The organism is Halalkalicoccus tibetensis, from assembly GCF_037996645.1.
Lineage (GTDB): Archaea > Halobacteriota > Halobacteria > Halobacteriales > Halalkalicoccaceae > Halalkalicoccus > Halalkalicoccus tibetensis.
Genome location: NZ_JBBMXV010000006.1, coordinates 21817 through 36569, shown reverse-complemented (window position 1 = coordinate 36569; position 14753 = coordinate 21817). Strand labels below are relative to the sequence as shown.

Annotated in this window: 10 protein-coding genes; 2 read left to right on the top strand and 8 right to left on the bottom strand. The window is 51.8% G+C overall.

Annotated features, from left to right (window positions below):
- Positions 1–231: 231 nt before the first annotated feature.
- The 6 genes from WOA58_RS16620 to WOA58_RS16595 form a co-directional block, all read right to left on the bottom strand.
- Positions 232–963, bottom strand: coding sequence for a M48 family metallopeptidase (locus WOA58_RS16620; RefSeq protein WP_390220972.1), 732 nt, complete (start codon positions 961–963; stop codon positions 232–234).
- Complete coding sequence (locus WOA58_RS16615) at positions 956–3928, bottom strand: type I restriction endonuclease subunit R (protein WP_340605408.1); 2973 nt, start codon at positions 3926–3928, stop codon at positions 956–958. Before WOA58_RS16615 ends, WOA58_RS16620 begins: the two co-directional genes overlap by 8 nt.
- Positions 3921–5336, bottom strand: coding sequence for a restriction endonuclease subunit S (locus WOA58_RS16610; protein WP_340605407.1), 1416 nt, complete (start codon positions 5334–5336; stop codon positions 3921–3923). The genes WOA58_RS16615 and WOA58_RS16610 overlap by 8 nt, the downstream gene beginning before the upstream one ends.
- Positions 5329–6831, bottom strand: a complete 1503-nt coding sequence (locus WOA58_RS16605) for a type I restriction-modification system subunit M (RefSeq protein WP_390220980.1) — start codon at positions 6829–6831, stop codon at positions 5329–5331. The genes WOA58_RS16610 and WOA58_RS16605 overlap by 8 nt, the downstream gene beginning before the upstream one ends.
- 124 nt (positions 6832–6955) lie before the next feature.
- A complete protein-coding gene (locus tag WOA58_RS16600) occupies positions 6956–7609 on the bottom strand; it encodes a RipA family octameric membrane protein (RefSeq protein ID WP_340605405.1) in 654 nt (217 codons plus the stop codon).
- Positions 7609–8040: a TIR domain-containing protein gene (locus WOA58_RS16595; protein ID WP_340605404.1), complete on the bottom strand. Its 432-nt coding sequence runs from the start codon at positions 8038–8040 to the stop codon at positions 7609–7611. The genes WOA58_RS16600 and WOA58_RS16595 overlap by 1 nt, the downstream gene beginning before the upstream one ends.
- Positions 8041–8254: 214 nt before the next feature.
- Here WOA58_RS16595 and WOA58_RS16590 point away from each other — a divergent pair, with 214 nt between their 5' ends.
- Positions 8255–10027 carry a hypothetical protein gene (locus tag WOA58_RS16590; RefSeq protein ID WP_340605403.1) on the top strand — a complete coding sequence of 591 codons (1773 nt, stop codon included), beginning with the start codon at positions 8255–8257 and terminating at the stop codon, positions 10025–10027.
- A gap of 783 nt (positions 10028–10810) precedes the next feature.
- A complete protein-coding gene (locus tag WOA58_RS16585) occupies positions 10811–11161 on the top strand; it encodes a hypothetical protein (protein ID WP_340605402.1) in 351 nt (116 codons plus the stop codon).
- 284 nt (positions 11162–11445) lie between these two features.
- Here WOA58_RS16585 and WOA58_RS16580 read toward each other — a convergent pair whose 3' ends face one another.
- Both WOA58_RS16580 and WOA58_RS16575 read right to left on the bottom strand, forming a co-directional pair.
- Positions 11446–12408, bottom strand: a complete 963-nt coding sequence (locus tag WOA58_RS16580; protein ID WP_340605401.1) for a DUF4268 domain-containing protein — start codon at positions 12406–12408, stop codon at positions 11446–11448.
- A 1240-nt stretch (positions 12409–13648) separates the two neighbouring features.
- Complete coding sequence (locus tag WOA58_RS16575) at positions 13649–14668, bottom strand: hypothetical protein (RefSeq protein WP_340605400.1); 1020 nt, start codon at positions 14666–14668, stop codon at positions 13649–13651.
- Positions 14669–14753: the final 85 nt, after the last annotated feature.

The window sequence follows — 14753 nt, the reverse complement described above, 5'->3', positions numbered from 1 at the left end:
ACAATCTCTTTATACAACATAATATAGACGATATTAGGTAGACTTTCCTCCTTTATTCGGTTGCCTCGCGTAGTACGAAAAGTATTTAGATAATTCTCCTCAAAAGATTCAATAAATCAGTTCACTAACTATGCTCGGTACATCCACTGAGGCAGTCTGTATGTACATACTGGATGTTGCCACCAACCGGATTTTTGCATTCCTCCCACATGTTCTATGTTAACATACCCTCTAGAGGTCAGCTTGACTGAAAATTAGCTCGGCACTGTGTTGGTCCAGCCAGTCGCTGTGCTCCCTGTAATCAGGGACGTATTGACCAACACAGTCCCAGAACTGTTGGCTGTGATCCTGGAACCGTAAATGCGCGAGTTCATGGACAACGACGTAATCGATAACGTCTGGGGGAGCCATCATCAGCCGCCAATTCAGGCTTAGGGTTCCCGACGTCGAACAGGATCCCCACCTCGTACGCTGATTCCGTAGCTCCAGTTTCTCGTACGTGACATCCATCTCGTCAGCATAATGATCCGCTCGCTCAGTCAGGTAGTCACGTGCTTGCGATCGATAGAAATTCTCGAGGACTCGTTTTACGGACGACTGGGCAACCGCACTTTCACGGAGGCAAACTATACTGCCATCGAGTTCGTGCTTCGCCCGGGGTTCGATAATAAGCTCGCGGTCCTTGCCGAGGAAGGGAAACGTCTCACCAGCCTCAAAGACCCGTTCAGGTGCTTGCTCGCGGTACTGGTCGTACTTGGCTTTCTTCTCGAGAATCCAGGCCGCGTTGTCAGCTAAGAGCTCTTCTGGATCCTCCTGCCTATCGTACGGTATTACCACTCGAATACCTCGAATGTCGACGTCGATACGAGGCTCAGCCGCCTCTCGACTCTGTAAGACTCGATATTCGATAGGTTTCCCGGCCAACGTCATTTTAAAACATTCTGCCGTATCGGTTTCAGGCATAATTCCGGATCAGGTATTCACGAACGCCCTCGTCGAAACTCCCTTCGACCATCAGATCTCGCAGGCCGTGGTCAACAACGACGACATCTAACAGGATCCGATCGATATTTTGTAGTGTCGTCCTGTTGGTCTTCCATCCGCGATAGTCCCGGTCGACTCTCTCTTCGAACGCCTCAACGATATCCCGTGCGACTTGTTCAGCCTGGGCCTCCCCGTTGATAGCATCTGGGGTCTCCTCTGTAAGGTGCGTATAGATCGCGAACTCGGCATCGGTCATCCCCCGTCGCTCGGCTTCCGTCTCGAACTCGAGTATCTCTTCTTCGACCGCGGTGAGGGCTTCGACAGCATCAGGGTCGCTTCGGTTCCCGTGCTGCCAGTCCTCGACGATCTCGTTCACACGCTCGCTCAAGCGCTTGTACCGTGGGTTCTGTCCCGTCCGAGTTTGAAGGTGATCCTGCGTCGCATGTGCGATACTCGTCGCCTGGGTAGCGGGCTCGCTCATGCTCTCGACCGCCTCCAAGTGCTCCTTGCTGAGCTCGTAGACCGGGAAGTCTCGTTTGATCTCGCCGACGTCGACGTGGCTCTCGAGAATCTCTCTGGTCTTCTCTCGCATCGAGTCTTCGGGGTTCTCCTCACGATTGTTGTGGCGTTGGAAGGCCGTGTGGATGCGTACGAGCCACTTGTAGTCGTCCTGAATGCCTTCGGTGACGAGTCGGCCATCGGGTGAGACGGACTCGTAGAGGTCCTGAAGCCGGCGGAAGCCCTGTTTGAAGTTCCGCTTCTCCGGGTGCGTGCTAACCCGTGCGAGACACTGATCGACCGTCTCCTGCGTGTCGTCCATCGGGATGCCGTCAAAGATCGAGAGGACGTACTCGAGTTGATCAGTAAGTTCCTCGAAGAGCTCGTCCTTGTCGCGGGCGGCGTAGGCCTTCGTCTCGGTGTCGTAATCGAGCGCCTCGTCAATGTTCTCGAAGACTCCCTGGAAGTCGACGATCTCGCCGTTCTCTTTGCCCTCTGCGGTTCGGTTCGTCCGGGCGATCGCCTGCATGAGGTTGTGATCCGTCAGGTTGCGATCGAGATACATCGTCTTCAGGATAGGCGCGTCGAAGCCAGTCAGGAGCATGTTGTGAACGACGAGGAGCTTCGGGTTCTCTTCTTGCTTGAATTGCTTGATGATCTGGTCCCGTTCCTCGTCATCAGTATGGAACTGGCGGATAAGGGGCTTGTCAGCACTGGTCGCAGTATAGAGTACCTCGACCTCGTCCTCGCCCCGGCGTTCGATGAGTCGCTCGCCGTACATCGCGGCAGACTCACGGCTCGGCGTGACGACCATGCCTTTCCAACCGTTCTTCTCGACGCCAGCGTAGTGCTCGTCGATCTCCTCAACGATGCGGTCGACACGTGGTTCGAGTTCGGCCAGCTCTCGGCTGGTGACGTGCTCTTGGATGAACTCGCGCTTTTCGTCAGGAGTGAGACCGGCGAACTCACGTTCGAACTCCTCATCGAGTCCCGCCTCGTCGACCTCCCACTCCATCTGATGTCGGAGGGTGAAGTAGACAGGAAGGATGAGTCCGTCGTCGATGCCTTGCTTGATGGAATATCTGTGAAGGTACTCCTCGCCTTCGGGTGAGAACTCGCGGAACGTGTTGTGGTCCTTTTCTCGTTCGCCCTCTCGGATCGGAGTGCCAGTGAACCCGAAGTGGAAGTTAACGGGCATTGCGGCCTCGAGGCGGCTTCCGAGGTCCTCCTCCATGAAGCGATGTGCCTCGTCAGACATAACGACTACTTCGTCATTGCCCTGGACGTCGGGGTCGACGTCGGCGAACTTCTGGATAGTCGTGAGGACGAGCTGGCTTTGACCGTCCTCGATCAACTCCTGGAGGTGGCGGATGCTGTCAGCGACCACTGAACGCTCGAATCCGATGTTCGAAAGGACGTCGCGCATCTGGCTCGCCAGCTTGGCCGTGTCGACAATGATGAAGACCTGGGGAGTATCGAGGACGTCTCGAGAGAGGAGGTTCTGCGCCGCGTAGAGCATCGTGAAGGACTTGCCCGAGCCCTGGGTATGCCAGATCAGCCCTTTGTTGAGGACTTCGGCCACCGGATCACCCTCGTTGACGCGCTCTAGGATTCTGTTCACCGCATAGTATTGCATGTAGCGGGGCACGATCTTCGCGTCACCGCCCGCACGACGCTCGTAGAACACGAAGTGCTTCAGGATCTCCAAGACCGTCCCGGGGTTACAGAGCGCCTGGACGGACTGTTTCATCTCGTTGTCATCCTGATACTCCGGCGGCGCATCGTTCCACTCCTCGTAGAACTCCGTGGGTGCACCGACGGCCCCGTAGCGAAGCTCCATGGTGTCGGCGGCGATGTTGAACAGGCCAGGGATGAACAGCCGCGGGACGTCCTCCTCGTACCGGCGAAGTTGTCTGATCGCGTCGTAGTAGTCGTTGTCCTGGGTAATCGCCTTGAGCTCCATCGTCACCAGGGGGATGCCGTTGACGAACAGGTTGACGTCCGGGCGAATGGTCGTCCCACTCCCTCGGGAAACGACGAACTGGTTGACAGCATGGAAGCGGTTGGTCTCGGGATGCGTGAAGTCGATCAGGTCGATGTAGACGTACTCCGTCGAGCCATCCCTGCGTGTGACGCTGAACTTCTTGCCCTTGGTCAGGAGCTGGTAGAACGCACGATTGCCGTCCATCAGGTTGTCGTGGTCGAGATCACGCTTCAGAGAGGAGACGAAGCGCTCGACGTTCTCGTCGGTGATCTCCTTGTTCAGGGCGATGACTTGCTCGGCGAGGAGGTCCCAGTAGATGACCTCGTGTGTGTCGCGGCCATAGGTGTCGTCGAGGATCTCCGCGCCGCGCCCGCCGTCCATGCCGTGTGTCTCCCATCCGACGGTGTCGAGCCACTGGAGGAGCGAACGTTCGACGGCTTGTTCGGACGGGAGGCTAACCATGTTGGGCGACCTCGTCGAGGATCTCGATGTCCTTGTCGTGGGTTCGGATTTTCCCGGAAAGGAGGTCTTGCATGAGGCCCTGTTTCAGACGCTTGAGTTGGTTCAGATATGAGTTTTCCTGAGCAATATCGTCTGTTACCGATGCCACCGTATCGACTATACGGGTTTGTTCTTCAAGTGAGGGTACGGCAATCCGTAGTTTTCGAAGTGCTCCGAGGTTGAAGTGTTTTTGAGCTAACCCCGCTTGGAATCTATCTATCTGTTTTCGTCCTGCGAACGAGTTGATCCACATTGCCGCGAAATGTGAATTGAGCTCGGGCCCCGGGGTAGAGATGAGCAAATCCGCAGAATTGACTCCATTATATTGATGTGATACAACACATGATAATCCAGGATCCCCTGACCGTACCGTGATGACATCTTCCGTATGTACTTGGCTACTCGGATTTTCTTTATTTGATTCCTCGGTCATATATTTGAAATTACCATCAACAATCCCATCACGGCCAATATCTTTGGAACGGAGAATAGGGATACTCCCGGAATTATCATAATATTGAGATGGTTTGACAACAATTCCGACAGAGGACTTCGTAATCAATTCTTCGTATTGTCGAACCTCCCAGTCAAGGGGTATTTTTCCGACCCAACTACTTTTATATTCTATTTCATCCTCTTCTCGTAGAGATCCAGTCGACGAGATTCCTCGCGAGAGCAAGTCTTGTTCTATACCCTTCCGAGTACGGTCCAGTTGACCTATCGTTTCTTCCGTCTTCTGAATCGCCTGATCGACGTTGTAGAGCACGCTGGCGATTTTGCGCTGTTCTTCGAGTGGTGGAAGGGGAATAGGCTGGAGGTCAAGTCGAGTTTTGGAGAGTTCGATTTGTCCAGTCGAGCCGTTTACACACATCGAATAGAGAAGGGCTTGTCCAAGATAACTCTCTAAGAAGTAACGGTGGAAATAGGGGCTCAGTTCATCAGTAGTTCGGAGAAGCGTAACATGAGAATCAATAGCTCGTCGCTCGTTATCAGGATAGACTTGTGCTCGACCGAGAGTTCCTTGTCCGGTAGAGTTCAGAATAATATCTCCTTTCTGAGGGAAGTACTTATCTTTCCAATCCTCAGCAACTTCCGCATCAAGATAGCGAAGATTCTCGAAGTGCCACCCGTTCCAATAGATACATTCTTGATTGATTACAGGGACGCCGTCATCATCGTAGGTTGGCTGTTTGCCCCTTGTGATTAGTTGTTTGATGTCTCCGAGCCGCTTCGCAGTCCATTCTCCAGGAGTTGAAAGCGTGAAGGGCCCGAATTGTTCCTGTTCTAACTCGTCAGTGACCGGTTTCGATTGGTTCGATTCCTTCTCGTCCCGATCAACAAACTCGTCCAGCGTCGCCTCCTCACTCATAGCTGAGGGCCTCCATGTGCTGGGTCATTCGGCTCTCGATTTCGTCGCGCTCGGCCTGTAGCTCGCGCAACGTCGCCAGTTCCTCTTTGACGTCGATCTCCTCTTCCGGCTCGGTCGTGTCGACGTAGAGCGCGATATTCAGGTTATAGTCGTTTTCGCGGATCTCCTCCAGCGATACCGCCCGACTGACGCGCTCCTCGGTCGTCCACTCGCGGAAGTTCGAGACGATGTGATCCAGCCCCTCGTCGGTCAGTTCGTTCTGGTTCGAGAGCTCTCGATAGAACGCCTCGTCTGCGGCGTGGATGAACTGGACCTCGCCCTCGCGGTCAGCGGGCTTGTCCGTGTTCAACACCAGGATCGCCGAGGGAATCGAGTTGTTCTGGAACAAGTTACCTGGGAGGCCGACGATGGCCTCGACCAGATCGTTCTCGATCATCGGCTCTCGGTATTTCGACTCGTGTTTTCTGAACAAGACCCCGTGAGGGATGACGATCGCGGCCTTTCCTCTCGTCCCGTCCTTCTCGGGCGTCTTCAGCTGTTTCGCCATGTGCTGAATGAACGCGTAGTCTCCCCGATCGGCACGCGGCAGTTTCTCGTCCCAGTCGAACCGATTGTAGGGGTCGTCTTGGAGGTCATCCTTCGCCCAGTCCGCCGAGAAGGGGAAGTTGGCGAGCACGCGGTCGAACCGCTCCAGTTCCTTTGTCTCCTCGTCAGTGAACTGAGGTCGGAGGAGCGAGTCCTCGCGGGCTATCTCACCGTTCAGCGCATGGATGGCGAGGTTCATCCGAGCGATCGCCGCAATGTCGGGGTTGATCTCCTGGCCCGTGAACCGAAGCTTCGTCGGGTCGTTCTCCTGTTGCTCACGGTAGTACCTCGCGGCCTCGATGAGCATCCCGCCGGAGCCAACGGTCGGGTCGTGGAACTCCTGGCCGTCCTCGAACTCGTCGACGAGGCGCACACAGAGCTGGACAATGTGCGGCGGCGTGAAGAACTGCCCGCCGGACTTGCCCTCTTCTTGAGCGAAGTGGCGCACGAGGTCCATGTAAGCCTCGCCGAGCATGTCTGCGGGGACGCTCTCTCGGTCGAGGTCGTAGGTATCGAGATGCTCGAGAAGGGTGTTCAGGCGATCGTCAGTGAGGGCGTCCGCTTCGACGAAGTCTGCACGAAACACGCCTTCGAGCTCCTCGTTCTCCTCGGTGATCTTGTCGAAGGCTTCGTTGAGTGCCTGATCAACGTTGTCGCTGACCTGCCGGAGATCGTCCCAGAGATAGCCTTCGGGAACGACGGGGACGTCGTAGAGGTTCGGTCGGCGAGCGAACTCTTCGCCATACTCCTCGAGGTTTTGCTCGTACTCTTTCTCGAACTCATCCGAGATTGCTTTGTAGAAGACAAGCGGGAGAATGTAGTCCTTATAATCGGTCGAATCGACCGCGTCTCGGATGATGTCTGCGCACTTAAACAGGTACGCATCAAGGTCCTGGAGAGTGAGGCTCATATCCATTGAATAATACTTATCTGCCTTATCTCTCTTGGTTTAGCTACCGATGCCTGTAACTAGTCACCCAAATGAATTGACCTATTCCAAATAAATGTAGACCCCGCTGGCTAACTGCGGCTGTCTACTCTTCCCCAGTGTAATCCCAGTATCTCTGCGTCGGACTTTCACCTCGAATTACGAAGAATGCATAAACTCCCCAAATAATGGCGAGAGCAGCAATCGTCCACCAATAGTAATTCAGCATCCCCAGCAGTGAGAGCGTCCCATAAACGAACAAAACGGCATAAAAGAATCCGAACACGCGCGGCCACCAGACCTCGACGGTAGTATGCTTTATGTAGACCTCTGGTTTCTCTCCTTCTTTGAGGCGTTCCCATTCCATTTTGAATGGGTCATACGGGAGATCTTCAGCTATTTTCCACAGAACACGATATTTTCCGCTGTTCAGTTGCTTATACGAGAGGATATGGAACGTCCAAAGAACGCAGAAAGGAAGACCAATAGCACCGATAAACATAATTCCGACAGGAGTTACGTACCCCAATCTTGCCCCGATACCAGCAACGCCTAGTAGCGCAATTAGAAGTCGTAGATAGAAGCGATTATTCTTAAGCCGGCGGTTGCTTACTTGGTGAGTAGATTGACCGTAGAACTTCCATTGCTCAAGCTCGGCAGCAGGGGACTCTAGTGATGCAGATACCTCTGATGCGTCCGTCTCTCCACTAGTATGATTGCTGGTTTTACTCCGCTCATCTTCTTCGGTCGGATCGCTCATCAAGCGAGGTCGCGGATAGCCCTAACTACCGAGTTCGTACTCCAGTTAACGGTCTTATCCGCTCTATTTCGGATGTAGATCGGTATCCGTGTGTTCCCGTGGGGTTTCACGGCGAGGATTTGCTTGTCAAGTTCGTTTGCAATTCGCACTTCTCGCTTGATCCAGGTGCTATGTTCAGCGTACATACCACTGAGAATAACAACTACGGTTGCCGGTTTAATCTGTTTATTCTTAAGCACTCGCTTGAGACCAGCGGTCGTCGTCGCATTGACCTTGTCCTTTTCTGGAACACTGTAGTTATCCCATGAAAAATTAGATTTCTCGTTTAAGAGATCAACCATCCGTTCGTACTCATCATCATAACTCCACGAGTGGCTGAGAAAGAGCCGATAGGTGCTTCGCCGATCATTACTTTTAAATGAATACGACATATGATAGCACACTCCGCCAAAACGTAAAAACGCTTCGAGATGGATGTCATCTCTGTTTCTCGAGGTGATTGATAGTAATCTGTGTGAAGTTATGTTGAGAGACTACTCCATCAGTAGCATATTGTCGCGATTGAGGAAGAGTTCCAGACGACGACATATTGGGGGTTAGTGATACTACCCTAGCATTTTTATCGATTAATCCTTTTTTATCTCCATGACAACTCAGGCCTCAACTGACGATTACCTTACCAATCTTCTGTCAGGCTCCACTACCTTCCCCAAAATAGCTGCCGACTTCGACAATGAGAGTGATTGCTTTGATACGCTTCGTAACGCAGCTAAAACCTCGTTAGACTCCTTCGATGACTACCTCGCATTCTACAACACCTGCTTGAAAACAGATTCAACAGGAACAGTCGAAACTTTCGTCGAAGACAACGCTAGCCGAATGCTGAAAAATATGGTTCTTCGAGATAGTCAGGCTGGTAGACGATATCACATTACGACTGCAGCTGAACTCAATCACCGGATCGAAGCTTTCCAGTCGATCAACGTTGAGCACGTTTCTCCCCGGTCGGTTGTATTCACTATCTTGGAACACCTCGTCGACGCTAAGGACGATCCGGAGCGTATCTATGAGCTCGTAGACGCCTTGTTCACGGAGACGCCGGACCTCCCGACGGAAACAATCGAACTCCTTGCGCAGATCAGATTTGCCGCAGCGATGCAGTCCTTTGGTTCGGATATGGTAGTTCTCAATCCGCATATTGAGAGATTCTTCACAGACATGCCAGACCGGCGTCAGGATGACGATCGATCCGCGGATGATATTCTTGAAGCAGCAGTGAACACTCCGTATGCTGATCCCGAAAAAGTAGGACTTCAGCAGACTGGACTTGCTCGCTTAGAACAGCCAGATTTGGATGTGGTAGCGGACTATCTTTATCTCAATGGAAGGGACATCGTTGAACGCTATCGGCACAAGTCACGTGAGAATCCATGGCGGGGTGAGCTCCAGTTAGCATCTTGGCAGCTCCAGACTTTGGTAAATTGTTTTGAAGATCGAATGTCCGACGAACGAGTGTTACGTGCCAAGTCGTATCAGAAGTTAGCGAGTGGGGAACTACAGAGTAGTCGCCAATGGCAGTCCCAACGAGATCCTCGTCAAAGGCCCGATCCAAATTTTATGGGGGCTGCTAGGGATTTCATCAGTGCAGCAGAGTACATCAAACCAATAGATGCGAATCGGTATGTGAAATATATGAGTCGCGCGTTCCGATCTCAAGCAGTGGCTGTCCGACAGCCTGACCGTGGATGGGGTCCAGCTCGAGGATGGGAATCTAGCCGGCAACTACATGAAACTGCTATCGGAGTTCTTTGCCAGCTTGATTCAGAGTTCGAGGAGGATAAGACTCTCCAAGAAACCATTCTATTAGCTCTTAGTTCTCACAAATTCCGTGGAAATCAAGCTGCGGCGGTCGCTGCGTTTGAATATGGTGATCTCGACCGTATGCAAGACCACATCGTTGAGACACGAGATCATCTAGATAGGATGTCGACGGACGTAAATGAAGATCTTCTATACACACTCGATGAGTTAGCCGAGGCGATCCGATTAGAGGATGCCAGAGAATTTGACGCAGCTCTCCGGTGTTACAGGAACGTATCATCACCTCATTTCAGCCTCAGGAAGCGGGAGGCTCTCGTGGAGATTAAACAGAAATTGGTTTCTGGGTCAGAGGATGCTGCCCTCAAGAAGGCTGATGACGTGTTTGGATCAGGGTCGCCGGTACTGACAGCCGTTCAAGTTGTCGCTGGTCGCAGTGGTTCGTCACCCTCGATCAAACCGCCTGTGATGGAGAATCTTAGCGGCGTTGATCCGAATACTCTATGGAGGTTTGCAACCTTTGCTCATCTTGTCAGTAGCACTGAGGGGAGTGATATGGCGATCAGTGCTGAAATGCGAGAGTTACTCTTAGATCTATAATAGGAATATCATGCTAGAGGCATCCTGATTTCACCGCCAAACAAATCATACTATCTAAGCCGTTTCCAAATGCTACGTTGCAGCTCTCTTCAGTCCGATTGAACACTAGGGCTTTCTGACTACCCTTGAATACTCACTAAGCTCCACGAATAGAGCCCGGGTGAGTTCGTTCTCGGGACTATCGGAAGGCGTACTACCAACAGATCGGGAGTGACACGATGGTGGCCAGTGGTGAGGAAGAAATCCGAAAACAGATAGACCCTACGTATTCCACAAAGAGATCTATCTTGTGCAACATTCCCATTCAAAACATTTGTTGCACAAGCTAGATGGCGCCCCGCTCTCTCTACTGAGAGAGTCGAAGGAAAAGAAGAGCCAGGGCAAGGTACTCCTCCCTATTCCGGAGAGATATCGAGAATTAGCGCCAGATAATAGCCCTGCGTAATCCGAGATGAACTGATATCTAAAGCCAATGTGCAAAAAGGTTAGTGACGATATGAGTCACTCATATCAAAGCAGCCTGTGCAACGACGAACATTTTCGAGTTGAATAGCAGTTCCGTATGGGACTAACTGTCCAGAACGTTTCCTGTCACTACTAGCCTCTTCCTCCCGGTGTATAGTCCAAAAATCCCCCTGTGAATGGTATTCTACGAGGACTGGATCAAGATTATACAATTTCGATTTATTCTTCTCTGGCATCCAGATGAACTGACTTGTTCCAAATAAAATAGCTATTGGTTAGGCTTGATCAGATCAGATATCCTTTCAGTACTATCGTTCATTGGAGATTTACTCTCTACAACCCAAGCTCTTCCCGAACATCGACCTCAGTGAGAATGCCACTCTCGACAAAGAAGTCCTGCAGCCCAACGCCCTGGTACCCACCGGGTCCAAGCTGAAACTCCGGATCTCGGAGCGAGTTCTCAAGCAGTTCAAGAACAGCGTTAGCCTCAAGCAGCCGGACTTCGCGAATCAGCGTCCGGATCTTCAGCCCACGAATCGCTTCGCGAGCCTCATCAACGAACGATCCCGAAATAACGGCGAAATAGATGTTGTCGAAGCCTCGCCGTTGAAGCTCCCCAATATGCTGATTGATGTGATCTTCAAACTGCTGTTCGTCCCATACTCGTAATCGATAGTGTATGCAGTACTCTTTTTTGTCTCAACGACCAGATTGATGTGCTCATCATCATGATCCGAATTGGACTAATCTCATAATTTATTTCAACTTCGCACTCGCATGCGAGGTCGTCAATCATCTCGGAGGGAAATACCGAAATCAACAGGGTACTGATCGCATCTGGAGAGAGTTTTGTTCACCCTTCCCCACTCAACCGTCAGAAATAACCCACTCGATTAGCGTGCCGTCACCCGATTTCAGCTTTAACCGAATACGGATGGTCACGAAACTCTCGCTTAGAACTGTTGGATTCGACCAGCGAATACCTCATGGAATCGCTCTCCTCGCTTCAGCATCCATTGGTGGTACTGATCCCAATCGCCCTTTTCCGTTAGATGACCCTCTCGACGAAGCGTAATCTTGCTCCGGTTACTCTCTCCCTGAGCCTCCTCCGGCGGGTGCCAGATGAACGACTCACCCATCTCCTCCTCGATCTGCTCTTTCTGTTGCTCCAGGGACTGGAAAGCCTCCGAGTCGTCCTTGATAATGAGCTGAGCGTACAGCCTATTCTCCACCGTGTTGACCGTGAACTGGAGTTTGTAGCCCGATTTCCCGATCGGATTGTTGTACCAGTGCTGTGGCTTCGGCTTTCGCGCTCGTAACGGGGTATCCTTGCTGTCGATCAGATCGCGGAACTGCGTCCAATATTCCTCCTGGAGTTTCTTCGTCTCCGTCAACTCACCCTCAGACCGCTTGGCTTTCTCCTTCCACTCGCTGGGGTCTTCGACTGGATTGAACCGGACTGCTGGGGGTGATTCGCCGATCCGCCATACTTCGAGCCGAATGGCGAACAGGTCGACGCCCTCCCGGCTGTTTTTGTTCAACCATTGGATAGCGTCTCGGTGCTCGTCGTTGAACGTCGGTGAGATCCAAACGATAATGTCCGCATCGACACCGGCCGCGTAAGCAATAGACTTCCCCAGATGGTCGTGATCAGAAGAACTCAGTTGATTCTCGATAACGACTTGGCGACCGTCGTCGACGACCTCGGCTACGATATCGACATTATATTTTCCGACACTCTTCTCTATCTCGGTCACCTCCAAATCCAGTCCGAGGATGTCCTCGAGATGAGAGACCTCTTCAGATTCGATTGAGTTCGCCAACCATGGCGTGAAATCGTGAGCCTCGTGAGTCCAATATTCGCGCACGTCCTGTGGTTCCAATTCATGGAATTCCTCGGGTGACCCTTGTCTCATGGCCTCTACTGGCCAATGTAGTTACAAAAACCTTCAGGATGGTCGTAGTGTAGCTTCAACCGTGGCTTTGAGAGTCCGAATTCAGCTAGTTTACTTGTTCGTATTAGATAGTTCATTGGGGGTGTGCAAAATAATAGAGCGCATATCAGAGTACTATTTCTGGACTTTTTGAATAATGATTCTACCGGTAGACGGGGCACATGCCGGTTCGGCCTTCCTCGACAGCGTATCGAAAGCCGCACTCATCGCACTCGATGGTATGTCCATCTCGATCGAGTGGAGAGCCGCTTCGCTAATCGCTAGACAACCGGCGGTTGGATCGAATTCTTTCGATGGACCGATCGGGTTTTGGGAGTTCGATCGGGCAGGGATCGGGTGGGGTTTCGCCCCCATCCAAGTCTCCCGATCTTCGGTCGCGAGTTCGACCAGCGGAGTCGAAATGATCGGAGGGGTGCTTCGGGAGCTTGTAGCGTCGTCGTCCTCAGAGAGCGACGCGAGTCCCGTATCGATCCATACCTTCGGGCGGCCGTCGTTAGGGTTGCGTTGCTTTTCGAGCAAGTCCCGGTCGGCGTGTCGATAGAGAACGCGGCGGATGCGGAGTGAGGCATTTTCTCTGACATTTCGGCGTCTGCCTCGAGCGCCTCGGCGACATCCGTGGTTCGGATAGTCGCCCCGACGCCGAGCTCGGCGACGACGCTCCGAACCCGGAGCTCGGCTTTCGACCGCTTCGTGACGTCGCCGGGTCCGTCATCAAGCCCGAAATCGCCGACAACGTCCGGGCCAAGTTCTCGGTCATGTCCGGGGGGTCGGCGTCGACTTCGCGGTTCGCGAGCATCTCGCAGGTGAACTCATAACTCGTTTCGATCGACCCGAGCACATGTTCTCACCGAGCTGCTCACCGTCATGGTCGTGGAGGTCGGGGCGCCACGCATACTCTCCGTCAGTGTTGATCCGTGTGGCTCTTTTGCACGTCCACCTTAGAGAGTGGCTCAGATCGAGGTACTAACTGCCTTAGCCGGGCTCGACCACGCGGTTTCAAGTCATTTAGTTATTATATGGGGGTGACCCGGGGCCGTTTGCGTCGACATTGCACATTGGATTTGCGCGTTGATGTGCAAAAACGCGATTAGTATCTTCGACTGTGTAACCCCGTGGGGGAGCGTGTAGGTGGTGAGTGGGAGTTAGGGAGCCCGGACGGGGAATGCCACAAGCTTCTCCCCCTGAAATTGCGCAGAATAGCTTAAGGAATCCATCCCATGTCTAGATCTGCGTCATTTTTCACCTCGCAAAGGGAAGACGTGGATGCCAAGAGTTTGCTTGCACCCTTACCAGTCAACCTATAGTGGTTCCTATCTGTTTTTTCGAGGACACCAGCCGAAGCTAGCTCCTGTAACTCGTATGGGTTATATTTAACCTCATCATTGAATTTTCCTTTTATGTCATCAGAGGATATCTTTTCCTTCAAATCTTTTCGATGGAAAGCGGAAGTTCTGTATATATGGGCTATTGCCACCAACATCATACGTTCGTTTGGGGTGAGGTCCTCCGAATTCATATTTGAATCTGTCTCTCGTATTCTATTAAGAGGATACACTAATTTTGAAAATACTATTCTTTTTCTAGACTGGAGATTGCCTTCAAGATTTTCGATAGCACTCTCTCTTCTCCTATCCAATGTTTCCAGATAGCGTTTGTTGGTCGTCTTCTCTTCAGTAGAGCGGATTTTTTGACTCATATAATTGATTATTTCTTCTTCAATAACATCAGAATGTTCCTCGAGGAAGTCTTCATCTTCTTGTAAATTGTCTTTCACTATTTCTACAATGTCGTCTCCGTCTTCTTGTGAATGATTTTCCAGAATCTCCTTAGCCCTTTTTTCCGCAGGAGTACGCGAGCCCCTATACCTATCTAACTGTCTAACCATTGTGGTAGAATAAAAAAGCGAGAGAGAAGATACTTCCTCTCTTGACAATTCACCAATTTTGTCCGTATTACCGTCAAAGATTGCCCTCGGAAGATCGGACAGAATCTGATTCACATCTATAGATTCGGGGTCAAAATTCTCTAATGCAGAACCTGATGCTTCCTCTAATGCAGGACCTGATGCTTCCAATTCAGCAATTAGAGCACGACGCAAATTCATTTGGCGTTTCACATTTTCGTTCCATCCGAGCAAAAAGCGTATAATACCAGCTATAACTACACCAATGATTGCTCCACCAGATGCTTCAGGTAAGCTAGACAGATATCCAAGTGGCATAGTCCTGATAGCCTCTCCATTCCTAATAGTGCCACGATCAGTTGAACAATTAAGATATTCTGTCTCTCACAAGCCGTCGCCCCGG